Genomic DNA, 25964 nt, shown 5'->3' with positions numbered 1-25964 from the left:
CCAAGAAGAAGTTAAGTGACGATAGCCTAGGAGATACACCTGTACCCATGCCGAACACAGCAGTTAAGTCCTAGAACGCCGGAAGTAGTTGGGGGTTGCCCCCTGTGAGATAGGGTAGTTGCTTAGCGAATCATAAGGATTCAAAATAATCCTTTGGGAGTTTAGCTCAGCTGGGAGAGCATCTGCCTTACAAGCAGAGGGTCAGCGGTTCGATCCCGTTAACTCCCATGATTAAGGAAACTTAATAGGTCCCGTAGTGTAGCGGTTATCACGTCGCCCTGTCACGGCGAAGATCGCGGGTTCGATTCCCGTCGGGACCGAAGACTCGTTAGCTCAGTTGGTAGAGCATTTGACTTTTAATCAAAGGGTCGCTGGTTCGAGCCCAGCACGGGTCATGATGCGGGTTTGGCGGAATTGGCAGACGCACCAGATTTAGGATCTGGCGCCGAAGGGCGTGGGGGTTCAAGTCCCTTAACCCGCATAGGAAATATAAGCCGGCTTAGCTCAGTTGGTAGAGCATCTGATTTGTAATCAGAGGGTCGCGTGTTCAAGTCATGTAGCCGGCATAAGTCAAAGAGATGCGAATGTAGTTCAGTGGTAGAACACCACCTTGCCAAGGTGGGGGTCGCGGGTTCGAATCCCGTCATTCGCTTGAGGCGCCGGGGTGGCGGAACTGGCAGACGCACAGGACTTAAAATCCTGCGAGGGGTAACCTTCGTACCGGTTCGATTCCGGTCCTCGGCACTAATTGGAAAGATAGCGAAGAGGCTAAACGCGGCGGACTGTAAATCCGCTCCTTCGGGTTCGGGGGTTCGAATCCCTCTCTTTCCATCTTACGGGCATAGTTTAAAGGTAGAACTAAGGTCTCCAAAACCTTCAGTGTGGGTTCAATTCCTACTGCCCGTGTTTAAAATATGGCGGATGTGGTGAAGTGGTTAACACATCAGATTGTGGCTCTGACATTCGGGGGTTCGATTCCCCTCATTCGCCTATTGTTAATGGGGTATAGCCAAGCGGTAAGGCAAGGGACTTTGACTCCCTCATGCGTTGGTTCGAATCCAGCTACCCCAGTTATATTTTTAAGCCGGCGTGGCGGAATTGGCAGACGCGCTGGACTCAAAATCCAGTGTCCTCACGGACGTGCCGGTTCGACCCCGGCCGCCGGTATAGCTTAAAAATGGGAAACGTTGATTCGTCAGCGTTTTTTGTTTTTCTACAAAAATTTTATATCGCCCGAAGAAGGTGATCAGGAGTGATACTCATTAAGAATCAGAATTGGTACTTTAGTTAAGATGAAAAATGTACAAGTGTGTTAACCTGAGGAGGTTGTTTGCGTCCATCAATCGGACTTTGGTGATCTTTCAAAATAATAAATATGGATATTATAGGACTATGACCTACGACACTTTTAAGGAAGAGACCAAAAAGTAATTTTTGATGTTTCTTAAGTGTGAACGTATCGCATGTTTATTGTTTTCGTTTAGTCTGATTTTTTTGCTTTTAATTTTGGGTGTTGAGTGCTATTGTTGAGGTGTTTTATAGTCATTTGAATCAAGAATAAGACAGCAGAAAACGGATCACTTAGCAGAATTATTCTATATACCCCGATTAGTTACTGTCCTAATGTTGATTCATTGCACTAAATATGGCACTTTCTAGTGAGACCTTTAGTGCGTTTCTTCATATGTCTTATGGGACCTTTAAAAGCACCATAATTTTTGTTTTTTTGTGTCTACTGCAGAAATGGTGGTGTCTCGTAGTATCCTCTGCTCATAGTAATTTCTGCTAAGAGCATGGACTGTTGTTAGATGTTGTTTATGGTGAAGACCACAATCATACTTTAAACAAAAATGCTGCCTTTAATTTAAACCTGTTACGGAAGATGTGCCTGCATTTTCGTAAAGTCATGACTTTTCCCAAAAAAGATATAAGCTATTGTCGTAAATAACGCTATATTTCTGTCCATTTGGAAGATTATCTTGAACAGTTATTTGGTAAGAAAGGGTGACAATTGGTTTGCCTCCTACGATTACCATTTTAAAAATTGGAAGTAGGCATAAAAGAAGTGGAAGAAACTTTTCTTGCGTACGATTTGCTGGTAAAGTTCTAGAGGTTGACATTGCTTTTTAGTTTCAAAATGGAGTTACGGAGCAGTTATTAGTAGGGCAAGGTGGCGGTTTCTTCACTATTGTTACTATGTTAGTTCTTGTAGTGATTTGAAGTTTTGGGATTGCTTTTTTGAATCATTCCTGCTGTTCTTCCTCCAAGTATTATCAAGTGATTGGAAGACTATAAAAATAAAAATCGCCATATGATATTAGCGTCTTAGCTTATCAACTTATAGAAGAACTTCCATTTTTCAAAATTATAGCCACAAAGTTTTGGCGTTTTCAGATATGAAGGTAATTGAAATTGTTGGTGTAAGGATAGTTGGACCGCGCATAATATGGGTTATTTGTTTTTTTTTAAATTGACTTTTCTATCCTGAAATCACTCATTGAAATTAGCAACTTCGGGAATGTTTCTTTTTTACTTGAGAGTTTAGTTTTAGGGGCTTTTATGTTAAAATGGGAGTACGAAATGCAAGGAGAAAGTTATGTCTGAACTGTTTAAGAAATTGATGGAGCAGATTGAGATGCCACTTGAATGGAGAGATTCAAGTGTTTTTTCGTCTGGTGATATTCTTGAAGTTAAGGTACATACTGTTAGCCGTCATTGGGAATTTCATTTTTCGTTTTCGGAAGTTTTGCCTATTGAGCTTTATCGTGAATTGGCTAGTCGTTTAGTTGCGACTTTTGAACGTGCAGATATAAAGGCAACTTTCGATATTCGTGCAGAAAATAGCAGGGCTTCTGAGGAATTGATTCAGGCTTACTATCGTGAAGCGTTTGAATTACCTCTTTGTAATAGCGCTAGCTTTAAGGCTTCTTTTGCTCATTTGACGGTGAAGTCTGTTGGTGATAAAGTGATGATAGAAGCGCCAGCTTTTGTCAATAATGATCATTTTAGGAAAACTCATCTGCCACGTCTTGAGGAGCAGTTTGAGGCTTTTGGTTTCGGTCGGATAACTTTTGATATGGAGTCGCATGAGGAGATGACGCAGGAACTTCAAGAGGAGTTCTTGTCGTCTCGTGAGGCTTTGGTTGAAAAGGCTGCGCAGGAGAATTTGCAAGCTCAGAAATCTCTGGAAGCTATGGCACCAGCGCCAGAAGAGAAACCGGCTCCTAGTTTTGATTTTAAAGAACGTGCGGCTCAGCGTCAGGCTGGGTTTGACAAGGCTGAAATTACGCCAATGGTGGAGATTGAGACTGAGGAAAATCGGATAACGTTTGAGGGGCTGATATTTGATGTTGAGAAAAAAACAACTCGTACTGGTCGCCACATCATCAACTTTAAGATGACGGACTATACGTCTAGTTTTGCGATGCAGAAATGGGCTAAGGATGATGAGGAACTCAAGAAATTTGAGATGATTGCTAAGGGCAATTGGTTACGTGTTCAGGGGAATATTGAGAACAACCAGTTTACGAAGTCTTTGACCATGAATGTTCAGCAGGTTAAGGAGATTGTCCATACTCCACGTAAGGATCTGATGCCTGAGGGGCAAAAACGTGTGGAGCTTCATGCCCATACGAATATGTCTACTATGGATGCTCTTCCGACGGTTGAAGATTTGATTGATACAGCGAAGCGTTTTGGACATTCAGCGATTGCGATTACAGACCATGCCAATGTGCAGTCCTTTCCTCATGGTTATCATAGGGCTAAGAAGGCTGGTATTAAGGCTATTTTTGGCTTAGAGGCAAATGTGGTTGAGGATAGTGTTCCCATTACCTACAATGAGGTTCCGATGCCTTTGAAAGAGGCTACGTATGTGGTGTTTGACGTGGAGACAACGGGACTGTCTGCGGTTCATAATAGTTTGATTCAGATTGCGGCCTCTAAAATGTACAAGGGGAATATTATCGAGCAGTTTGATGAATTTATAGATCCAGGTCATCCATTATCTGCTTTTACGACGGAATTGACAGGAATTACGGACAATCATGTTCGTGGTTCTAAGCCTTTGCAACAGGTTTTAGAGGAATTTCAAGCTTTTTGTGAGGGAACTGTGCTGGTTGCCCATAATGCGACCTTTGACGTTGGTTTTATGAATGCTAATTATGAGCGTCAGGGGCTGCCAATCATTACGCAACCAGTTATTGACACTTTGGAGTTTGTGCGTAATCTTTATCCAGAATTTAAACGTCATGGTTTGGGACCTTTGACGAAACGTTTTCAAGTGTCGTTGGAGCATCACCATATGGCCAATTATGATGCGGAAGCTACAGGTCGCTTGCTCTTTATTTTTATCAATGATGTTTTGGATCGTCATGGCATTACGGATTTATCTGAACTCAATACAAAATTGATTGCTGAGGATTCTTATAAGAAGGCTCGTGTGAAGCATGTGACCATCTATGTGCAAAATCAGGTTGGTTTAAAGAATATTTTCAAATTGGTTTCTCTTTCTAATGTGAAGTATTTTGAAGGGGTGGCCCGTATTCCAAGAACGGTTTTGGATGCGCATCGTGAGGGCTTGTTATTGGGGACGGCTTGCTCAGAAGGGGAAGTGTTTGACACCTTGTTATCGTCTGGTATTGAGGCAGCTGTAGAGGTGGCTAACTATTATGATTTTATTGAGATTATGCCGCCAGCCATCTATGCGCCGTTGATTGCTAAAGATTTAATCAAGGATGAAGCTGCTGTTCAGCAAGTGATTAAAGATTTGATTGAGGTTGGGCGTCGTGCAGACAAGCCAGTTATGGCAACTGGGAATGTGCATTATTTAGAGCCTGAAGATGCGATTTATCGTGAAATTATTGTCCGTAGTTTGGGACAGGGGGCTTTGATTAACAGGACCATTGGTCGTGGTGAGAATGCTCAGCCTGCTCCGCTACCAGAAGCTCATTTTCGTACGACAAATGAGATGCTTGATGATTTTGCCTTTCTTGGTGAAGAATTGGCTTATGAGGTTGTCGTGACCAATACCAATGCTTTTGCGGACATTATTGAAGAGGTTGAAGTGGTTAAGGGAGACCTCTATACGCCTTATATCCCGCAGGCGGAAGAAACGGTTGCTGAGATGACTTATCAAAAGGCGTTTGAGATTTATGGTAATCCGTTGCCTGATATTATTGATTTGCGGATTGAGAAGGAATTGACCTCTATCCTAGGTAATGGGTTTGCGGTGATCTATCTGGCTTCTCAGATGCTGGTAAATCGTTCGAATGAGCGTGGTTATTTGGTTGGTTCACGTGGTTCTGTTGGGTCAAGTTTTGTTGCAACGATGATTGGGATTACGGAAGTTAACCCGATGCCACCGCATTATGTTTGTCCAAATTGTCAACATAGTGAGTTTATCACGGATGGTTCTTATGGTTCGGGATATGATTTACCTAATAAGGATTGTCCAGAATGTGGAACGCTCTATAAAAAGGATGGGCAGGATATTCCCTTTGAGACCTTCCTTGGTTTTGATGGGGATAAGGTTCCTGATATCGATTTGAACTTTTCGGGTGATGATCAGCCAAGTGCCCATTTGGATGTGCGTGATATTTTTGGAGAAGAATACGCTTTTCGTGCAGGTACAGTAGGTACAGTTGCAGATAAGACGGCTTATGGGTTTGTTAAGGGCTATGAGCGTGATTATGGTAAATTTTACCGTGACGCTGAAGTTGACCGTTTGGCAAAAGGTGCGGCAGGTGTTAAGCGAAACACGGGACAACACCCTGGTGGTATCGTTGTTATTCCTGATTATATGGATGTTTATGATTTTACACCTGTTCAATACCCTGCTGATGATGTGAACGCGGCTTGGCAGACTACTCACTTTAACTTCCATGATATTGATGAAAATGTTTTGAAACTCGATGTTCTGGGACATGATGATCCTACCATGGTGCGTAAGTTGCAAGATTTATCGGGCATTGATCCTAAGGACATTTTAGCTGATGATCCAGGCGTAATGGCTTTGTTCTCTGGAACAGAGATTCTTGGGGTGACACCAGAGCAAATTGGAACACCGACTGGTATGTTAGGAATTCCTGAGTTTGGAACGAACTTTGTTCGAGGCATGGTTGAAGAAACCAAACCGACAACCTTTGCGGAATTGTTACAGTTATCAGGGCTATCACATGGTACGGACGTTTGGCTTGGAAACGCACAAGATTTGATCAAGCAAGGGATTGCAACGCTGAAAACGGTTATTGGGTGTCGTGACGATATCATGGTTTATCTGATGCATGCGGGACTTCCTCCTAAGATGGCCTTTAACATCATGGAGCGGGTTCGTAAAGGGATGTGGCTGAAAATCTCTGAGGAGGAGCGTAATGGTTATATTCAAGCCATGCGTGATAACAATGTTCCTGATTGGTATATTGAATCCTGTGGTAAAATCAAGTACATGTTCCCGAAAGCTCACGCGGCAGCTTATGTTTTGATGGCTTTGCGGGTGGCTTACTTCAAGGTTCATCATCCGATCATGTATTACTGTGCTTACTTCTCTATCCGTGCGAAAGCTTTTGAATTGAAAACCATGTGTGCAGGTCTGGATGCAGTCAAGGCTCGTATGAAGGACATTACTGAAAAACGCCAGCGTAATGAGGCAAGTAATGTTGAAAATGACTTGTTTACCACTCTTGAAATTGTCAATGAGATGTTAGAGCGTGGTTTTAAGTTTGGGCAACTAGATTTGTATAAATCAGATGCAATTGACTTCTTGATTGAAGGAGATACCTTGATTCCACCATTTGTAGCTCTTGAGGGATTGGGGGAAAACGTTGCGAAGCAACTAGTTGCGGCGCGTGCAGAAGGGGAATTTCTTTCTAAGACAGAATTGCGTAAACGAGGTGGTTTATCATCGACTCTTGTTGAAAAATTAGATGAAATGGGCATCTTGGGTAATATGCCAGAGGATAACCAATTAAGTTTATTTGATGACTTATTTTAAGAAAACAGTTCGTGAGAGCTGTTTTTTCTTGTTTAAATAGCTGTTCTTTGATAGAATAGCACTAAATAGTAATAAAGGAGGTTTTATGCCGAATTTTAAGAATAATGCAGTCAAGTCAATGGTGGTTCTTCGTAAGGCATTTCGTACGATTGATGCTAAGGTTTCAGAAAGTTTTAAGGAGTTTGAATTGACACCTGCTCAGTTTGGTGTTTTAGATGTCCTTTATGCTAAAGGCAGTATGAAAATTGGTGATTTGATTGATAGTACACTAGCTACTTCTGGCAATATGACTGTGGTCATTAAAAATATGGAGAAAAAGGGTTGGATAAATAAGACTGCTTGTCCTAATGATAAACGTGCTTTTTGGATTGATTTGACAGATCAAGGAAGAGAGGTTATTGCGGCAGCTTTACCAGCCCATATTGAAAAAGTTGAGGAGACATTTGCTGTTTTGTCACCAGATGAGCAGGTGCAGCTGATTGACTTACTTAAGAAATTTAAAAATTGTTGAGCAAATGGGTTGACTATATTACTAAGTAGTGATAATATGGTGCCATAACATTACTATGTAGTGTTTTTAGAAGGAGACGTCATGTCAATCATCAACACTATCAAATCATTTTTCAATATCAATAAAAAAGAAGAGGAAAAATCTATGAAAAACATTCTATTTATCGTTGGTTCACTCCGTGAAGGCTCATTTAACCATCAACTAGCAGCAAATGCTGAAAAAGTTTTAGAAGGTAAAGCAAACGTTTCTTACCTCAACTGGAAAGAGGTTCCTGTTTTTTCACAAGATCTTGAAACACCAGTATTGCCAGCTGTTCAAGCTGTACGTGATGCAGTTGTTGCAGCAGATGCTATCTGGATTTTCTCACCAGCATACAACTTTGCTATCCCAGGTTCATTGAAAAACTTGCTTGACTGGTTAAGCCGTGCGATTGATCTTTCTGATACTACTGGTGCGTCAGCACTTCAAGATAAAGTATCAACCGTATCTGTTTTAGCTAACGGTGGACACGAGCAAGTAGCAGATGCCTTCCGTAACTTGATGCCATTTATCCGTACACAATTCGTTGATCAAGTGACTTTCTCAAAAGTTAACGATTCAGCTTGGGCAGATGGTCAATACGTTGCAACAGAAGAAGTTCTTGCAGACCTTAACAAACAAGCAGAAGCTCTTCTTGCAGCTCTTAACTAATCAACTTTATAGATTCTGTCATTATTGGCAGGATTTTTATTTTTTTGAAAAAATATAGAATAAGGGGTTGACATTTGAATAAATATAACATAAAATACATATACGATAATAAAAATACAAAGAAAAGGTTGGAATTATGAAAAAATTATTAACTTATGTCATGGCAGGATTTTTAGCATTAACCTTGTCAGCTTGTGGTAGCTCTAGTAGCAAAGAGGACACTTCTTTGAAGGATGTTCAGGATAAGGGGAAATTAGTGGTGGCTTTGAGTCCTGATTATGCTCCTTTTGAGTTCAAAACCTTGGTGGATGGCAAAGATACAATCGTCGGAGCCGATGTGGAAATTGCTAAGGCAATTGCAGATAAATTGGGTGTCGAAGTTGAATTGTCACCAATGTCATTTAACAATGTGTTAGCTAGTCTTTCTTCTAAGAAAGCTGACATTGCAATCTCAGGAATTTCTGCGACTGAGGAGCGTGCAAAAACGTTTGATTTCTCAGATGTGTACTACAATGCAAAAAACATCGTTTTAATTAAAAAAGAGAACTTGGAAAAATACAATACAGCCGCTAGCCTATCTGGTAAATCAATTGGGGCACAAAAAGGTTCGATTCAAGAACCGATTGTAACAGAACAATTGTCTGAAGGGCACTTGGTATCTTTGGTTCAAGTCACTGAAATGATTAACGAGTTGAAAACAGGAAAACTCGATGCAGTGGTCTTGGAAGAGACAATTGCTAAAGGTTATGTCTCTCAAAATGATGATTTAGTCATTGCTGAGATTCCCCTAAAAGAAGATGATAGCGAGCCAGGAAGTGCGGTAGCTATGGCCAAAGGAAGTGAGTCACTTAAAAAGGCTGTCAATGAAGTGATTGAAGAATTGAAAGCATCTGGTAAAATCGATACTTTTGTTCAAGAAGCCTATGAGTTATCACTATCTGCTGAATAAGTCAAAATGCCTGAGAGGAGTTCTCAGGTTTTTTGTTCGCCTAAAAAGTTTGTGAAATCACTAACTATAACAGCGTTTACAAAGGGTGGAATATGCTAAAAATAAGCGGTTCAAAAATTTGCACTTTGTGAAAAAAAAGAATATCATATTGGGGTAATATGATTAAATGGAGGCCGTAATGGTAACACTTTCAAAAGAACAACATTTAGAAATGTTTCTGAAAATGGAACGCATTCGTGAATTTGATATGCGTATCAACAAACTTGTTCGTCGTGGTTTCGTACAAGGGATGACTCACTTTTCAGTTGGTGAAGAAGCTGCTAACGTGGGTGCGGTTCAACACTTGAGCTACGATGATATTTTCTTCTCTAACCACCGTGGGCATGGTCAATCAATTGCTCAAGACATGGATTTGAATGCTATGATGGCTGAGCTTGCTGGTAAAGCAACTGGTGTTTCAAAAGGCCGTGGTGGTTCAATGCACGTTGCTGACTTTGCTAAAGGTAACTACGGTACTAACGGTATCGTTGGTGGTGGTTATGCGATGGCTGTTGGTGCAGCCTTGACACAACAATATAAAGGAACTAAGAATATCGTTGTGGCTTTCTCTGGAGATGGTGCGACTAACGAAGGATCATTCCACGAGTCTGTTAACATGGCAGCAACATGGAAATTGCCAGTTATCTTCTTTATCATCAACAACCGTTACGGTATCTCAATGAGTATCGAAAACGCAACAAACACGCCTCACCTCTACACTCGTGCTGAGGCTTATGGTATCCCAGGTTTCTACTGTGAAGATGGTAACGATGTTCTTGCCGTCTATGAAACAATGGGCAAAGCTGTTGAACACGTTCGTGGTGGTAACGGACCAGCGATTGTTGAGGTTGAATCTTACCGTTGGTTTGGTCACTCAACTGCGGATGCAGGTGTTTACCGTACGAAAGAAGAAGTTGATGAGTGGAAGAAAAAAGATCCAATGATCAAATACCGTCAATACTTGACAGCAGAAGGTATTGCTACTGATGAAGAACTTGATGCCATCCAAGCACAAGTGAAAAAAGAAGTTGACGATGCTTACGAATTTGCACAAAACAGTCCAGATCCAGACTTGTCTGTAGCCTTTGAAGACATCTGGGTAGATTAAGAAATTTTTAGCAAATAAACTGTGATATTTCAGACAGGGCGACGTAGTCGCTCGCTAAAAGGCACTTTCCGCCGTGGTGAAAGCACTAGAAGATAAGCGGTCTAGTGCGAAAGGGGTCTGCGAGACTTTGGCTCGCAGAAAAGGAATGGAACACCGAAGGTGTTCGCTTCCGCCCCTCACCACTTAAGGATAAGTGCCAAAAGAAAAAATCATTTTCGGAGAAAATAACATGTCAGAAACAAAATTAATGGCTTTGCGTGAGGCGATTAACCTTGCAATGAGCGAAGAAATGCGTAAAGATGAGAACATCTTCCTTATGGGTGAGGACGTTGGTATCTATGGTGGTGACTTCGGGACATCTGTAGGTATGCTTGCTGAGTTTGGTGAGAAGCGTGTTAAAGACACCCCAATCTCTGAAGCAGCGATTGCCGGTGCGGCAGTTGGTGCTGCGATTACTGGACTTCGTCCAATCATCGACCTTACTTTCATGGACTTTATCACTATTGCGCTTGATGCGATTGTCAACAATGGTGCGAAAAACAACTACATGTTTGGTGGTGGTTTGAAAACTCCTGTTGTTTACCGTGTGGCTTCAGGTTCAGGTATTGGTTCAGCAGCGCAACACTCACAATCACTTGAAGCGTGGTTGACACACATTCCAGGGATTAAAGTGGTTGCTCCAGGTAATGCTAACGATGCTAAGGGGCTTTTGAAATCAGCTATCCAAGATAACAACATCGTTATCTTCATGGAGCCAAAAGCGCTTTACGGTAAAAAAGAAGAAGTGACTCAAGACCCAGATTTCTACTTGCCACTTGGTAAAGGTGAAATCAAACGCGAAGGTACAGATATCACTATCGTATCTTACGGTCGTATGCTTGAGCGCGTGTTGCAAGCGGCTGAAGAAGTTGCTGCAGATGGTATCAATGTTGAAGTTGTTGACCCACGTACGCTTATCCCACTTGATAAAGAAATCATTATCAACTCAGTTAAGAAAACTGGTAAATTGATGCTTGTCAACGACGCCTACAAGACTGGTGGTTTCATCGGAGAAATCGCAACAATCGTTACAGAAAGCGAAGCCTTTGACTACCTTGACCACCCAATCGTACGTTTGGCGTCAGAAGATGTGCCAGTACCGTACGCACGCGTTCTTGAACAAGCAATCTTGCCAGACGTTGCCAAAATCAAAGCAGCGATTTACAAAATGGCAAACAAAGGAAACTAATTTTCCAACTTAGACGTTTAGGGCTAAAGCTGACGAAAGTTAGCTTTAGCTCGATAGTTTCTGTGTAGTGAGATTATGAGTATTGAATTGGTATTTGAACTAATTGCCTTTTCTCACCACAAGGAATTATCATAAAAGAAACTTTCTAATAAAACTGAAAGGAAAAAACATGGCTTTTGAAGTAATCATGCCGAAACTCGGTGTTGACATGCAAGAAGGTGAAATCATCGAGTGGAAAAAAGCTGAAGGTGACACGGTCACTGAAGGCGAAGTCCTTCTTGAAATCATGTCAGATAAGACAAATATGGAGCTTGAAGCAGAAGAATCAGGTGTTCTTTTGAAAATCACTCGCCAAGCTGGTGAGGTTGTTCCAGTTACTGAAATTATTGCTTATATTGGTGAAGCTGGTGAGAGTATTTCGACGTCAGCTTCTGAAACAGTTACTGAGGTGGCAGATCCAGTTGAAGCAGCTGTTGTTGCACCTAAAGTAGAAGCGCCAGCAGTTGTTGCAGCTACACCACAAAATCATGGTGGTAAGGTTCGTGCAACGCCAGCAGCTCGTAAATTAGCTGCTGAACAAGGTGTTGACCTTGGTCTTGTACCTGGAACGGGTGCGAATGGTCGTGTGCATAAAGAAGATGTTGAAAACTTTAAAGGTGCACAACCTAAAGCAACTCCACTTGCTGCTAAAATTGCAGCTGATAAAGGAATTGACCTTGCAACTGTTGTTGGAACAGGTGCTCGTGGTAAGATTACCAAAGAAGATGTCCTTGCTCTTGTAGCGCCAGCAGTTGTTGCAGAAGCAGTACAAGCACCAAAAGCTGAAGAAAAACCGGCTAAAGAATTGCCAGAAGGTGTTGAAATCATCAAGATGTCAGCAATGCGTAAGGCTATTTCGAAAGGTATGACGCACTCATACTTGACGGCTCCAACCTTTACGCTTAACTACGACATTGACATGACGAACCTTATGGCGCTTCGTAAACAAGTGCTTGAACCAATCATGAATAAAACAGGTCTTAAAGTGACCTTTACAGACCTTATCGGTCTTGCTGTTACACGCACGTTGATGAAAGAAGAACACCGTTATCTTAACGCTTCTCTTATCAATGATGCTCAAGAAATTGAGCTGCACAAGTTTGTAAACATTGGTATTGCAGTTGGTCTTGATGAAGGCTTGGTTGTACCAGTTGTTCATGGTGCGGATAAGATGAGCTTGTCAGACTTTGTGGTGGCGTCTAAAGATGTCATTAAAAAAGCACAAACTGGTAAGTTAAAAGCAGCAGAAATGTCAGGTTCAACCTTCTCAATCACTAACTTGGGAATGTTTGGTACGAAGACATTTAATCCAATTATTAACCAACCTAACTCAGCAATCTTGGGTGTTGCCTCAACAGTTCAAACTCCAGTTGTTATTGATGGTGAAATCAAAATCCGTCCAATCATGGCACTTTGCTTAACAATTGACCACCGTATTGTGGATGGTATGAATGGTGCTAAATTCATGGTTGACCTTAAGAACTTGTTGGAAAACCCATTAGAATTGTTAATCTGATAAGAACATGCTGCTATCCCATTAAGGGAGTCCGGTAATAATCGTCACTCTTGATGGGATGGCTTTGAGGCGACGAAGTCGCTAATACTTGCTTTGTACCATAGTGGAAATTAAGCTCTTATCGTAGTAAAATAAAAATAAGAAGCTGGGCTATTATCAGTGGTATCGTTTGTAATTCTCCAACAGAAATGAATTGACGGTACTGATTGATGGTCTTTGCTCTGCTATGTGACGAAAGCAAAAAAGAGAAATAAAGCTTTAACCGAAAGGAAACTAAATAAAATGGCTTTTGAAGTAATTATGCCTAAACTTGGCGTTGATATGCAAGAAGGTGAAATCATCGAGTGGAAAAAAGCTGAAGGTGATACAGTCACTGAAGGTGAAGTTCTTCTTGAAATCATGTCAGATAAAACAAATATGGAACTTGAAGCAGAAGAATCAGGTGTTCTTTTGAAGATCACTCGCCAAGCTGGTGAAGTTGTTCCTGTTACCGAAATCATTGCTTACATTGGTGAAGCTGGTGAGACTATCGCAGACGCGTCTGCTGCAACTCCAGCTCCTGCTGAAGTAGCACAAGCTACAGCTGATCTTAAAGCAGCTGGTCTTGAAGTGCCTGCTGCACCTGCTGTTGCAGCGGCCCCTGCTGCTGATAAAGCTCCGCTTGCAGACAATGAGTACGATATCGTTGTTGTTGGTGGTGGACCTGCTGGTTACTACGCAGCTATCCGTGGTGCTCAACTAGGTGGTAAAATTGCTATCGTTGAAAAATCAGAATTCGGTGGTACTTGTTTGAACGTTGGATGTATCCCAACGAAAACTTACCTTAAAAATGCTGAAATTCTTGATGGTCTTAAAATTGCAGCAGGACGTGGTATCAACCTTGCTTCTACGAACTATGCGATTGATATGGATAAGACTGTTGACTTCAAAAACTCAGTTGTTCGTACCTTAACAGGTGGTGTTAAAGGTCTTTTGAAGGCTAACAAAGTAACGATGTTCAACGGACTTGGTCAGGTGAACCCAGACAAGACAGTTACTATCGGTTCAGAAACCATCAAAGGTCGCTCTATCATCCTTGCAACAGGTTCAAAAGTATCACGTATCAATATCCCTGGTATCGAATCACCACTTGTATTGACTTCAGATGATATCCTTGACCTTAAAGAAATGCCAAAATCACTTGCTGTTATGGGTGGAGGTGTCGTTGGTATCGAGCTTGGACTTGTTTGGGCATCATATGGTGTGCCAGTTACTGTTATCGAAATGGCCGACCGCATTATCCCAGGTATGGATAAAGAAGTGTCACTTGAACTTCAAAAAATCCTTGCTAAGAAAGGCATGACCATCAAGACGAACGTTGGTGTGTCAGAAATTGTTGAAGCTAATAACCAATTAACATTGAAACTTAACAATGGTGAAGAAGTTGTTGCTGAAAAAGCTCTGCTTTCTATCGGACGTGTCCCACAATTAGCAGGACTTGAAAACCTTAACCTTGAAATGGATCGTAACCGTATCAAAGTTAATGCCTACCAAGAAACATCAATTCCAGGTATCTATGCTCCAGGTGATGTGAATGGTACGAAAATGCTTGCTCACGCTGCTTACCGTATGGGTGAAGTGGCTGCTGAAAATGCAATGCATGGTAACGTTCGTAAAGCAAAACTTGACTACACACCAGCCGCTGTTTACACACACCCAGAAGTGGCTATGGTTGGTTTGACTGAAGAACAAGCGCGTGAACAATATGGAGATGTTCTAGTTGGACGTTCTAGCTTTGCTGGAAATGGTCGTGCCATCGCTTCTAATGAAGCACATGGTTTTGTTAAAGTGATTGCAGAGCCAAAATACCATGAAATCCTAGGTGTTCACATCATCGGACCTGCAGCAGCAGAACTTGCTAATGAAGCATCAACAATTATGGAAGCTGAATTGACAGTTCATGATGTTGCACAATCAATCCACGGACACCCAACCTTCTCAGAAAACATGTATGAAGCCTTCATGGATGTTCTTGGAGAAGCTATCCATAACCCACCACGTCGTAAATAAGAAATGACTTAAAGATTCTAGTATATAGTGCTAGAGTCTTTTTATGCTTGTTCAGAACAGGAATAGTCCTTTTTATAGTGTTTTATCTTTAATACTTAACAAAAATCAAAAATTACTTTTTTGCTTCTTTCTTAGAAAGGTGCGGACGCAAGCAACCTCCTTTGGAGTTTCATTGCTACTTTTTGAGCCTAGGTCTCAAAAAGTCCGTTATAATCAAGAGTTTACTCTTGATTATAATACCACCATGGCGAAAGAAGCGCTGGGAAATTGATACCTTTATTGGTCCTTTAGTTTGCTCAATATGCTAATTTTGATTTTTATAGAGTATAAAATAGTAAACTCGTTTAAGATAAATTGTCTCAGTCACAATGAATTCCCCTTCAATATATGGTTGTTTTATCATATCTTATTGCTGGTATTTTCTGCAATCATTACGAGCGACGAAGTCGCCACAACTAGCACTTTCCGCAGTGGTGATAACACTAAAACTAATAAGTTTTAGTGTGTGTGGGTGAAATTGTCCAGTGGACAGTTTCAGCCTGAGCTTAGAAACCTGGGAGCGAAGGAAACCTAGGCTTGCCAAGAAGGAATGGAACTCTGTAGGAGGGGAGGTTCTGATACTGACTTCGTCAGCTTCATTTCCCACCTCAAAAGGTCTCCTAGACCTTTTGAGCGCCCCACACCCATTAGGAGAAGTGCTAACAAAAATACTAAATAAAAACTAATTGATTTTATCAGTATTTAGAATCACTTTAATGTTATTTAAAATGCTTAGATTAACTTGACGACGATTTGATATTTTGTTAATTTAAGAGGTATTGCAATGCTTTGTAGGCTTTGAGGGAGGTAACTCATGAAAGCATTAAATGGGTTAGTCCCTGTGTTATTTATATTGATTTTTTTATCTTTAACGATTGGGGCTAGTTCCCAGTTTTCTTGGCTAGGCTTATATCAAGGTGATGATATGGCTAGTCACGTTTTTTGGCAGTCACGTTTGCCAAGAACTTTAGCTATTTTATTATCAGCTGGAGCGATGAGTTTATCTGGCTTACTCATGCAGACAATTACACAAAATCACTACGCAGCGCCATCAACTGTAGGAACTGTCGAGGCGGCACAATTAGGGATGTTAGTGTCACTCTTCTTTTTTCCACGGGCGACCTTGTTTCAGAAAATGGTCTTTGCCTTTAGTGCTGCTATGTTAGCCACGCTCTTTTTTATCAAGGTTGTGCGTCGGTTACAGTTTAAGGAGAAATGGCAGTTGCCTTTAGTTGGAATGATTTATGGTGGGATGATAGGGGCCTTTGCACAAATGATTGCTTATCGTTTTAATCTGGTACAGTCTATGTCCTCCTGGACGCAGGGATCATTTGCCATGATTCAGACGAAGCAATATGAATGGCTTTTCTTAAACCTTGTGATTTTAGGAGCCGTTTGGTATTTTTCAGAAGGATTCTCGCTGATGAGTCTAGGTGAGGATACAAGTCGTGTACTAGGTCTTCCCTTTGAACGTATGGAAGGACTTGCCTTATTGTTGATTTCGCTGACGACAGCAACAACGATGATTACAGTTGGAGGTCTTCCCTTTATTGGGATTATTATTCCTAACTTGGTGCGTTTGCATATTAGCGAACACTTGAAAAATTCTCAGGCTGTAGTGGTGTTAGCGGGTTCTTGCCTCGTACTAGCTTGCGATATCTTTGCACGGTTAGTCATCCGTCCTTATGAGGTATCAGTTTCTCTAATTTTAGGTATTTTAGGGTCATTGGTCTTCATTTTACTCTTGTGGCGAGGTGAGCGACATGGGTAAGATGCAATCTAAACGTCGGCAGTTATTGTGGTTACTGATTATTTTGGCAATAGGCTGTGCAGTACTCTATACTTATCCTTTTGGTGGTCGTGTGGTTCCTTATATTTTGAAGTTGCGGCTACGGAAAGTTTTGACTTATGCCCTTGTGGCTGTTATTGCAAGCTTTTCAACCATTAGTTTTCAGACTATCACAGGAAATCGCTTTTTAACCCCATCAGTTCTCGGGCTAGAAAGTCTTTACGTTCTCATGCAATCTGTTTATCTTTTTTTCTATTGGAAATGGATTGAGCAACAGGCACCGAATCCCATTGTGGAATTCCTCGTGGTTTTGCTGATTCAATTGCTGTTCTTTGGTCTTTTGCAACCGATTATTCGTAACTTATTGACCAAGGGATTTGGAACGATTTTACTCATCTGTATGTCATTAGGAACCTTGTTTAGAAGTTTTTCGACTTATTTGCAGGTACTTATGGATCCTAATGAGTATGACAAATTGCAGGGCAAACTTTTTGCTTCCTTGCAACATGTTAATACCGATGTGCTTGCTATTGTAACGGTTCTTGTGGCCAGCTCTGCTATTTTCCTTTATCGTAAAAGTGCGATTCTGAATGTCTTTTATCTTGGGAAATCTAATGCGACGCTTCTTGGGGTTGATGTGGAAAAAACGCAACAGACGGTCCTGTGGGTGGTAGTGCTATTGGTGTCTGCCTCGACAGCCATGGTTGGTCCGATGAGTTTTTTTGGCTTTATGGTGGTCAATATCGTCCATCAGTTGCTTAACTATTATGAACACAAGTGGTTGTTTGGTGTGGCTAGTTTGTTAGGATTTGTGGTCTTAGTGATAGGCCAAGGTGTTTTAGAGCGGTTATTTAACTACCAGATCACGATTGCCATGTTGGTGGAACTATTAGGTGGAGCCTTTTTCTTCTATTTATTGTATAAGGAGCGGATGACATCATGATGAAGATGGCACAAATTGTAAAATCTTACGGAGACAAAGCTATTTTAAAGGCTGTTAATCTGGATATTGCTCATGGGCAATTTACGGCTTTTATTGGACCGAATGGAGCTGGAAAATCAACACTTCTGTCAATCATGAGTCGGCTCTTGGTTAAGGATGAAGGGCTCTTGATGATCAAGGGTCAGGAAATTGAGGCTTGGCATTCGGCTGAGTTGGCAAAAGAATTGACCATGCTCAAACAGCAAATTCATTTTCAAGTCAAGTTCACTGTCGAAGAGCTAGTTGCTTTTGGGCGCTTTCCTTACAGTCAAGGTCGTCTGACAGCAGAAGACCATGCTAAAATTAATGAAGCACTGACTTATATGGACTTGCAGGATTTACGTAGTCGGTTGATTGACACCCTGTCAGGTGGGCAATTACAGCGGGTCTATATTGCGATGGTCTTGGCACAAGATACTGATATTGTCTTGTTGGATGAACCTTTGAATAACCTTGACATTAAGCAAGGGATTGCGATGATGAAAACTTTGAGACGTTTGGTTGATGAATTAGGGAAAACAGTCGTTATCGTCATCCATGATATTAATATTGCCAGTCAATTTGTCGATCAGATGGTTGGTTTTAAAGAGGGGGAAATCTTTTGCCGTGGAACCCCTCAAGAGGTGATGACAAAAACGATTTTGGATGACCTCTATAACATGGATGTTATTGTTGATGAAATCCATGGCAAACGCATTTGTATTTATCACTAAAAAGGAGACAGATATGTCAAAAACAATGAAACGATTACTTAGTGCAGTAGCACTTGTTGCAACATTTATTTTAGTAGCTTGTGGTTCAAAAACAGCTAAAGAGGAGACACCAAAGGAAACGAAAGCAGTTCCAGCAGAAGTAACGATTAAAGCGGAAAATGGGGATATCACTGTTCCAACGAACCCTAAAAAAATTGTTGTTCTCGATTTGGGAATGGCCGATACCTTACGTGCATTGGGGCATGAAGATGCGATTGTTGGTATGCCGTCTCAATCTTTACCAACTTACTTAGCTGACCTTGGTAAGAAGGATTCTGTCACAAATGTTGGTAACTTGAAAGAAGTTAATCTCGAAGCGATTGCTGAATTGGCACCTGATGTCATTATTGCTTCAGGCCGAACTCAAGGGAAAATTGCAGAATTTGAAGAAATTGCACCGACAGTTTACTTTGCTACAGATAGCGCTGACTATCTTAATTCGGTTAAAAACAATGTGACAGAAGTGGCTAAACTGTTTGGCGATGAAGCAGTAAAAACAGCCAAAAAAGAATTGGCAGAGCTAGATAATATTGTTTCTATTGCCACAAAAGCTAATGACGGAACAGCTCAAACAACCTTGATGGTTCTTTTGAATGAAGGAAATATTGCAGGTATCGGATCGGAAGGTCGCTATGGCTTTGTCTATAATACTCTAGGTTTCAAGCCAACAAGTCTTGAGATTAAAGAAGAAGCGCGTGGCGGTCGCCGTGGTGGTGGCCATGGACAAGGGCTCAGCTTTGAATCAATTGCAGAAGTTAATCCAGATACGATTTTTGTTGTAGATCGCACCCTTGCTATTGGTGGTGATACGTCAACCAATGCGGACGTCCTTAATAACGCGTTGTTACAAGGAACAAAGGCTGGTCAGAACAAACGTATCATTACGCTAACATCAGACCTGTGGTACCTATCAGGTGGTGGACTTGAGTCAACACGCCTCATGTTTGAAGAAGTTGCTGAACACGCAGGAAAATAATTAATAAGATGAACTCAGACAGGAAAAGTAGTCTGAGTTTTTTGCTGTGCAAAATTGTCTAGTTTCCAAATTATAATAGACTGAGAAAGGAATAGGACAAGAAAAGGAGCTACTGCTAGAACTAGCTTTCATCCCATTTTTTAACGATATCCTAACCTTTACTCAATTCACTATCGAAAGGGCTTTCTTAGGTACTTGTCACCCACATAATCCAAGGATAAGCGTTGATAAGCAATTCAGGGTGTCAATTATTTTTCAGTTTTTACTTGCTTTTATGGAATTATAGGTTTATAATCTATATATACTTAAATTAAGCATATGTAAAAATTAAGGAGGTTGATATGTATTACCCTATTCCATCCCCTGTGATTGAGTTTCTGGTGCTGGGGATTGTGGCTGAGCAAGATTCTTATGGCTATGAGATTAGTCAGACCTTGAAATTGCTCACTCCCATCAAAGAGTCAACGCTTTACCCTATTTTGAAGAAAATGGAGCTGAGCGCTTATCTCGAAACCTATTCGGAAGCTCATCAAGGAAGACAACGCAAATATTATCGTAGAACCACTCTAGGGAGCCAACAGTTTACGTATTTAGAAGAAGAATGGCTGCGCTACTCAGCAGCAATTCTTGACATGGCGAAAGGAAGATTGAAAAAATGACAGGACAAGAATTTTTACAGCGTTTAGAAATGGCTTTGGCTAGTTTAACAGACAGTCAAAAGCAAGAAGTAATGGCTTATTTCAAAGAATACCTTGCAGAAGCTGGGGATAATGCGGAGGCAATTGCTGAGCTTGGTCATCCAGAAGAAGTGGCTAAAGAACTGGTTGGGCAATTTCAAGAAAAAGGCATTTTAGAAGAAAGAGCCCAAGAGCTAACCGTTCGTGAGTCATTGGCTGATGTGACAACTCTTCAAATCACTTTACACGATTTTGATGTGATTGTTGAGCAGGATGATGTGTCAGAAGTTGTTATCGAAGCGGTAGAAGAGGTGAAAGAACTCTTAGCCATCTCAAGAGAAAATGGTAAGGTCACTATTGCGCAAACTTCTGATACGGCACGTTATAAAACCATTTCTATTTTAGGGTTATTTTCAGTCAAGACAAGAATGGCGTCTGGAGTAACGGTAAAAGTACCACGAAGTACGAGTTTTAAAACGGTTACGGTGACGTCAAGGGATGGCGATGCAACATTATCAGGAGTGACTGCTAATCAGGCTGTTGTGACATTAACAAATGGTGATTTAGAGTTAAAAGATTGTCGCATTGCTGATCTCAAAATGACCTTGCAAAATGGTGATGGAGAAGTAATCCATAGTACTATGGAGAATGTTTTAGGAAATTTGCAAAATGGTGACTGTGAGATTGCTGAGTGCCAACTGGGAGTAGCTGAGTTTTATTTAGCCAATGGTGATTTAGAATTAGAAAAGGTGGAAAGTCACGAAACTCTCGAATTACAACTGTCAAATGGTGACCTGATCTACCGTCACGGTAAGGCTGATCATGCAAGGGCAAAATTATCCAACGGAGACGCAACGGTGTCAGATCTTGATTTTAAAGATTTAATGCTAACACATCATTGTGGAGATGCCGCTGTTTCCTTAAAAGACGGCCAGGCAGAGGACTTAGCTATAGTGGTTGAAACAAAATTTGGAGATTATCGCGTGTTAGGTCATTCTGGAGAAAATGGTCGGTATACTCATATCAATCATCAAGCGACTCGCCAACTAACAATCACCAATCACTTTGGAGATGTTTCAGTTAACTAATACCTCTTCACTTTTTAGAGTAAGTGAAGGCTTTGGGCTTGTCTTTTGCGACCGTTTTCACTAAAATAGAAGTATCTATAGGAGGATTAACCTGTGAAATATATTGTTAACACATCAAATAACCCAGCTTATAATATTGCTCTTGAAGCCTATGCTTTTAAAGAATTGCAAGGTGAGGATGAGCTTTTTATCCTTTGGATCAATGAGCCTGCCATTATCATCGGAAAACACCAAAATGCGGTGCAAGAAATCAATAAGGAATACACAGATGCTCACGGTATCCATGTGGTTCGTCGTCTGTCAGGTGGCGGAGCTGTTTACCATGACCTTAATAACTTGAACTACACCATCATTTCTAACAAGGCTGACGAGGGGGCATTTGACTTTAAAACCTTCTCACAACCTGTGATTGAAACCTTGGCTGACCTTGGGGTAACAGCCTCATTTACGGGACGTAATGACCTTGAGATTGACGGTAAGAAATTCTGTGGTAATGCGCAAGCTTATTACAAAGGGCGCATGATGCACCACGGTTGTCTACTCTTTGATGTGGATATGACTGTTCTTGGCGATGCCCTCAAAGTCTCAAAAGATAAGATTGAATCTAAGGGAGTAAAATCTGTCCGTGCGCGCGTGACGAACATTTTAAATGAGTTGCCAGAGAAAATCACCGTTAATGAATTTTCAGATAAGCTTTTAGATAAGATGAAAGAGCATTATCCTGATATGACAGAGTATGTTTTGTCAGAAGATGAGTTGGCTAAAATCCAACAATCTTACGAAGAACAATTCTCAACCTGGGACTGGAACTATGGTACGGCACCAGATTACACCGTCGAACGTTCGGTGCGTTACCCAGCAGGTAAAATTACAAGCTATATTAAGACTGAAAACTCTGTAATCGAGACTATCAAGATTTACGGGGACTTCTTTGGAATCGGCGACGTCTCAGATATTGAGCAGCTCCTTATCGGCACGCGCTATGAGTATGCGGATGTTTTGGAGAAATTGCAGAGCATTGACACGACACACTACTTCTCACGGATGACAACAGAAGAAGTCGCAAAAGCAGTTGTGGCATAGGACAGGAATAGATGAAAAAGTTAGGAATTTTAAGTCTTGTGGTTTGTGTCACTTTACTTTTTTCTGCCTGCCAGAAAGGAAATAAATTAAATCAGGGAAACATTGAGAGAGATACTGAGAAGGTTGTTGAAGCCAAGACAGAATCGTCACAAACTACGGTATCTACTAGCTCAGAAATCCGTCAGGAGGCGCAAACCACTATTGCTGAAACATCAGAAGTTGCGGCTATTGAGAGCAATCGTAAGTGGGAAAATGCCTACGCCTGGTCTTTAGAACAAATTGGATCGGACCAGACCGAAGGGCATGCGACTCATTATGCCTTTTATGATATTGATAATGGTAGCATGGAACTGATTACAGGTCATGCTGGCAGTGATGGACAGATGTTTCTGGCATCAATTTATTACCTCAAGTCAGGGGTTTCGACCTATCTAGCTGAGTCCTATGTTCGCTCTGCTGGAGGTGGCCGAGCTGCTGCTATCATCTTTACTGACGGAATAGTTTCTCAATATTTTTGGCATTCTGGATCTGGAAATGGCGAAGCCTATCTCTATCGTTTACGGGCTGATAATAGTGGCCATGATATTCTTGACCAACAGTCCTTTGAACAAATTCAGTTCCCGGATTATCAGACAGGCCGAGATGAGGTGGACATTCAGCGTTTTGATTGGCATACATTTTAGAATAAAGATACGAATAAACAGGGAAAATTTCCCTGTTTTTGCTTTTTTATATTGACAAAGGAATAAATATGCAATAAAATGGCTTTATTCTCAAAAAAGGAAGTATATTTATGTCAAAAGAAAAAGTGATTTTAGCCTATTCAGGTGGTCTTGATACGTCCGTAGCTATTACTTGGTTGAAAAAAGATTATGATGTCATTGCCGTTTGTATGGATGTTGGTGAAGGAAAAGACCTAGAATTTATTCATGATAAGGCTTTGACTGTTGGTGCCATTGAATCGTATGTGCTTGATGTTAAGGATGAATTTGCTGAAGAGTATGTTCTCCCAGCCCTTCAAGCCCATGCCATGTATGAGCAAAAATATCCTTTAGTATCTGCTCTTAGCCGTCCTATTATTTCTAAAAAATTGGTGGAAATTGCTCACAAGACAGGTGCGACAACGATTGCTCATGGTTGCACTGGTAAAGGAAATGACCAAGTGCGTTTTGAAGTTGCTATTGCAGCACTTGATCCAAACTTGAAAGTGGTAGCTCCAGTCCGTGAGTGGAAATGGTCACGTGAAGAAGAAATTGAATATGCTAAAGCAAATGGTGTTCCAGTTCCAGCTGACCTTGATAATCCTTATTCTGTTGACCAAAACCTTTGGGGTCGTGCCAATGAATGTGGTGTCTTGGAAAATCCATGGAACCAAGCACCAGAAGAAGCCTTTGGAATTACAACCTCACCAGAACAGGCACCAGATACTCCTGAATTTGTAGATATTACCTTTGTATCTGGAAAACCTGTTGCCATCAATGGTGAAAAAATGAAACTAGCTGACCTTATTCAAACATTAAACGTGATTGCTGGTGCGCATGGTGTTGGTCGTATTGACCATGTTGAAAATCGTTTAGTGGGTATCAAATCACGTGAAATTTATGAATGCCCAGGAGCCATCACATTGTTGACTGCTCATAAAGAAATTGAAGACTTGACCTTGGTACGTGAAGTGTCTCATTTCAAACCAATCCTTGAAAATGAATTATCAAACTTGATTTACAATGCTCTTTGGTTTAGCCCAGCAACTAAAGCCATCATTGCTTATATTAAAGAAACGCAAAAAGTGGTTAATGGGACAGCTAAGGTGAAGCTTTATAAAGGACATGCTCAGGTTGTGGCTCGGAAATCTCCGAACTCTCTTTACGATGAAAATTTAGCAACCTACACGTCAGCAGATAGTTTTGACCAAGACGCAGCAGTTGGCTTCATCAAACTGTGGGGGCTTCCTACTCAAGTAAATAGTCAAGTTAATGGAACTAAGGATTAAATCATGGTAGGAAATCATAAATTATGGGGTGGTCGCTTTGAAGCTAGCCTCGAAAAATGGGTGGAAGAATTTGGGGCGTCAATTTCCTTTGACCAGAAAATGGCAGAGCAGGACATAACAGGATCCCTTGCTCATGTCACGATGCTCGGTGAGAAAGGTATTATTGCTAAAGAAGAAGCAGAGCAGATAAAATCTGGCTTAGAGGAACTTTTGATAGATTACAAAAATGGGCAACTTACCTTTGATGTAACCAACGAAGATATTCACATGAACATAGAAGCCTTACTAACCGCTAAAATTGGTCCAGTGGCTGGTAAGCTCCACACAGCTCGCTCGCGTAATGACCAAGTGGCAACGGACATGCACCTTTATTTAAAAATGAAGTTAGACGAAGTCCTAGCTAAATTAAAAAATCTTCGTCAGGTTTTGGTGGACTTAGCTGACAAGCATGTGGAAACCATCATGCCAGGCTACACGCATTTGCAGCATGCGCAGCCGATTTCGTTTGGGCACCATCTGATGGCTTATTATAGTATGTTTACTCGTGATGCGGAGCGTTTTGAATTTAATGTGAAACATACTGATTTATCACCACTGGGAGCAGCAGCCTTGGCAGGAACAACCTTTCCGATTGACCGTGAGAGGACAGCGCAGCTTATGGGCTTTGCCAAACCTTACAGCAACTCCTTAGATGCTGTATCTGACCGTGATTTTATTTTGGAATTTTTAGCCAATAGCTCTATTTTGATGATGCACATGAGCCGTTTATGTGAGGAAGTCATTAACTGGTGTAGTCACGAATACCAATTTGTGACCCTGTCAGATACCTTTTCAACAGGTTCTTCTATCATGCCTCAGAAGAAAAATCCTGATATGGCGGAGCTGATTCGGGGGAAATCAGGTCGTGTTTATGGTAATTTAATTGGGCTTTTGACGGTTATGAAATCCCTGCCTCTGGCTTATAACAAAGACCTCCAAGAGGATAAGGAAGGTATGTTTGATACGGTGGAAACCATTACAGTATCCCTTGATATTTTAGCTGGCATGCTGAGCAGTATGACTGTAAATGATAAGCGTATGGCAGAGTCAACCGAAAAAGACTTTTCAAATGCGACAGAGTTAGCAGATTACCTTGCTACTAAAGGATTGCCTTTCCGTGAAGCCCATGAAATCGTAGGTAAATTAGTCCTAGAATGTACCAAGGCAGGACACTATTTGCAAGATGTTCCCTTGGCACGTTATCAAGAAATCTCTGACTTGATTGAAGAAGATATCTATGTAGCTTTACAATCAAAAACAGCAGTTGAGCGCCGTAACTCACTTGGAGGCACAGGATTTGAACAGGTGAGATGGCAGATTGAGATGGCGAAGAAGGAATTTTAAAATAAAACGTTCGATTTATACGGACGTTTTTTGGTTTAAATAGAATGTTTGGAAAGTTTATGCTAAAATAAACAAAAAGATAAGG

The 25964-nt window shown here is 41.1% G+C and carries 18 protein-coding genes, 12 tRNA genes, 1 rRNA gene and 1 pseudogene; all 32 read left to right on the top strand.

All coding sequences use genetic code 11. From position 1 onward, the window contains the following. The first annotated feature begins 11 nt into the window (after window positions 1-11). Window positions 12-127, top strand: a 5S ribosomal RNA gene (rrf, locus tag EAF07_RS06935). 28 nt (window positions 128-155) lie between these two features. Further along, window positions 156-228: transfer RNA gene (locus EAF07_RS06930), tRNA-Val, on the top strand. A 19-nt stretch (window positions 229-247) separates the two neighbouring features. After that, window positions 248-320: transfer RNA gene (locus EAF07_RS06925), tRNA-Asp, on the top strand. A 2-nt stretch (window positions 321-322) separates the two neighbouring features. Then, window positions 323-395: transfer RNA gene (locus EAF07_RS06920), tRNA-Lys, on the top strand. 4 nt (window positions 396-399) lie between these two features. After that, window positions 400-481: transfer RNA gene (locus EAF07_RS06915), tRNA-Leu, on the top strand. A gap of 12 nt (window positions 482-493) precedes the next feature. Continuing rightward, window positions 494-566, top strand: a tRNA-Thr gene (locus EAF07_RS06910). Window positions 567-580: 14 nt separating this feature from the next. Continuing rightward, window positions 581-652, top strand: a tRNA-Gly gene (locus tag EAF07_RS06905). A 6-nt stretch (window positions 653-658) separates the two neighbouring features. Beyond that, window positions 659-744: transfer RNA gene (locus tag EAF07_RS06900), tRNA-Leu, on the top strand. A gap of 6 nt (window positions 745-750) precedes the next feature. Further along, a tRNA-Tyr gene (locus tag EAF07_RS06895) sits at window positions 751-831 on the top strand. 4 nt (window positions 832-835) lie between these two features. Continuing rightward, window positions 836-906: transfer RNA gene (locus EAF07_RS06890), tRNA-Trp, on the top strand. An 11-nt stretch (window positions 907-917) separates the two neighbouring features. After that, window positions 918-990: transfer RNA gene (locus tag EAF07_RS06885), tRNA-His, on the top strand. A gap of 9 nt (window positions 991-999) precedes the next feature. Then, window positions 1000-1071: transfer RNA gene (locus EAF07_RS06880), tRNA-Gln, on the top strand. A gap of 12 nt (window positions 1072-1083) precedes the next feature. Beyond that, a tRNA-Leu gene (locus EAF07_RS06875) sits at window positions 1084-1167 on the top strand. A 634-nt stretch (window positions 1168-1801) separates the two neighbouring features. Then, window positions 1802-1948, top strand: a pseudogene (locus EAF07_RS06870) (ISAs1 family transposase); the annotation flags it as partial. A 648-nt stretch (window positions 1949-2596) separates the two neighbouring features. Continuing rightward, the gene (locus EAF07_RS06865; protein WP_121835853.1) at window positions 2597-6991 is read left to right on the top strand and encodes a PolC-type DNA polymerase III; all 4395 of its coding nucleotides are present in this window, start codon (window positions 2597-2599) and stop codon (window positions 6989-6991) included. 85 nt (window positions 6992-7076) lie between these two features. After that, entirely contained in the window at window positions 7077-7502 is a 426-nt protein-coding gene (locus EAF07_RS06860; RefSeq protein ID WP_121835852.1) for a MarR family winged helix-turn-helix transcriptional regulator, read from the top strand. A gap of 81 nt (window positions 7503-7583) precedes the next feature. Further along, window positions 7584-8192 (top strand): NADPH-dependent FMN reductase, encoded by a 609-nt coding sequence (locus tag EAF07_RS06855; protein ID WP_183121670.1) that lies wholly within the window; start codon window positions 7584-7586, stop codon window positions 8190-8192. A 136-nt stretch (window positions 8193-8328) separates the two neighbouring features. Then, window positions 8329-9141: a transporter substrate-binding domain-containing protein gene (locus EAF07_RS06850; protein WP_121835851.1), complete on the top strand. Its 813-nt coding sequence runs from the start codon at window positions 8329-8331 to the stop codon at window positions 9139-9141. Window positions 9142-9319: 178 nt separating this feature from the next. Then, window positions 9320-10288: a thiamine pyrophosphate-dependent dehydrogenase E1 component subunit alpha gene (locus tag EAF07_RS06845; RefSeq protein ID WP_121835850.1), complete on the top strand. Its 969-nt coding sequence runs from the start codon at window positions 9320-9322 to the stop codon at window positions 10286-10288. Between the two features lie 229 nt (window positions 10289-10517). Further along, window positions 10518-11516, top strand: a complete 999-nt coding sequence (locus EAF07_RS06840) for an alpha-ketoacid dehydrogenase subunit beta (RefSeq protein WP_121835855.1) — start codon at window positions 10518-10520, stop codon at window positions 11514-11516. A gap of 169 nt (window positions 11517-11685) precedes the next feature. Further along, on the top strand, window positions 11686-13071 hold the full coding sequence (locus tag EAF07_RS06835) for a dihydrolipoamide acetyltransferase (RefSeq protein ID WP_121835849.1): 1386 nt from the start codon (window positions 11686-11688) through the stop codon (window positions 13069-13071). Window positions 13072-13353: 282 nt separating this feature from the next. Then, window positions 13354-15120: a dihydrolipoyl dehydrogenase gene (lpdA, locus tag EAF07_RS06830; protein ID WP_121835848.1), complete on the top strand. Its 1767-nt coding sequence runs from the start codon at window positions 13354-13356 to the stop codon at window positions 15118-15120. Window positions 15121-15973: 853 nt separating this feature from the next. After that, window positions 15974-16930: an ABC transporter permease gene (locus EAF07_RS06825; RefSeq protein ID WP_121835847.1), complete on the top strand. Its 957-nt coding sequence runs from the start codon at window positions 15974-15976 to the stop codon at window positions 16928-16930. Continuing rightward, window positions 16923-17891, top strand: coding sequence for an iron chelate uptake ABC transporter family permease subunit (locus tag EAF07_RS06820; RefSeq protein WP_121835846.1), 969 nt, complete (start codon window positions 16923-16925; stop codon window positions 17889-17891). The genes EAF07_RS06825 and EAF07_RS06820 overlap by 8 nt, the downstream gene beginning before the upstream one ends. Next, window positions 17891-18643: an iron ABC transporter ATP-binding protein gene (locus EAF07_RS06815; RefSeq protein WP_183121672.1), complete on the top strand. Its 753-nt coding sequence runs from the start codon at window positions 17891-17893 to the stop codon at window positions 18641-18643. The genes EAF07_RS06820 and EAF07_RS06815 overlap by 1 nt, the downstream gene beginning before the upstream one ends. A gap of 13 nt (window positions 18644-18656) precedes the next feature. Further along, window positions 18657-19658, top strand: coding sequence for a siderophore ABC transporter substrate-binding protein (locus EAF07_RS06810; protein ID WP_121835844.1), 1002 nt, complete (start codon window positions 18657-18659; stop codon window positions 19656-19658). Window positions 19659-19999: 341 nt separating this feature from the next. Then, entirely contained in the window at window positions 20000-20317 is a 318-nt protein-coding gene (locus EAF07_RS06805) for a PadR family transcriptional regulator (protein ID WP_121835843.1), read from the top strand. Next, window positions 20314-21423 (top strand): DUF4097 family beta strand repeat-containing protein, encoded by a 1110-nt coding sequence (locus EAF07_RS06800; RefSeq protein ID WP_121835842.1) that lies wholly within the window; start codon window positions 20314-20316, stop codon window positions 21421-21423. Before EAF07_RS06805 ends, EAF07_RS06800 begins: the two co-directional genes overlap by 4 nt. Window positions 21424-21516: 93 nt before the next feature. Further along, window positions 21517-22506, top strand: a complete 990-nt coding sequence (lplA, locus tag EAF07_RS06795) for a lipoate--protein ligase (RefSeq protein WP_121835841.1) — start codon at window positions 21517-21519, stop codon at window positions 22504-22506. 11 nt (window positions 22507-22517) lie between these two features. Beyond that, window positions 22518-23189: a hypothetical protein gene (locus EAF07_RS06790; protein WP_121835840.1), complete on the top strand. Its 672-nt coding sequence runs from the start codon at window positions 22518-22520 to the stop codon at window positions 23187-23189. A 110-nt stretch (window positions 23190-23299) separates the two neighbouring features. Further along, entirely contained in the window at window positions 23300-24496 is a 1197-nt protein-coding gene (locus EAF07_RS06785; RefSeq protein ID WP_121835839.1) for an argininosuccinate synthase, read from the top strand. Then, window positions 24497-25879 carry an argininosuccinate lyase gene (gene argH, locus EAF07_RS06780; RefSeq protein WP_183121671.1) on the top strand — a complete coding sequence of 461 codons (1383 nt, stop codon included), beginning with the start codon at window positions 24497-24499 and terminating at the stop codon, window positions 25877-25879. Window positions 25880-25964: the final 85 nt, after the last annotated feature.

Source organism: Streptococcus hillyeri, assembly GCF_003686955.1.
Classification (GTDB): Bacteria; Bacillota; Bacilli; order Lactobacillales; family Streptococcaceae; genus Streptococcus; species Streptococcus hillyeri.
This window is presented reverse-complemented; position numbering and strand designations above follow the sequence as displayed.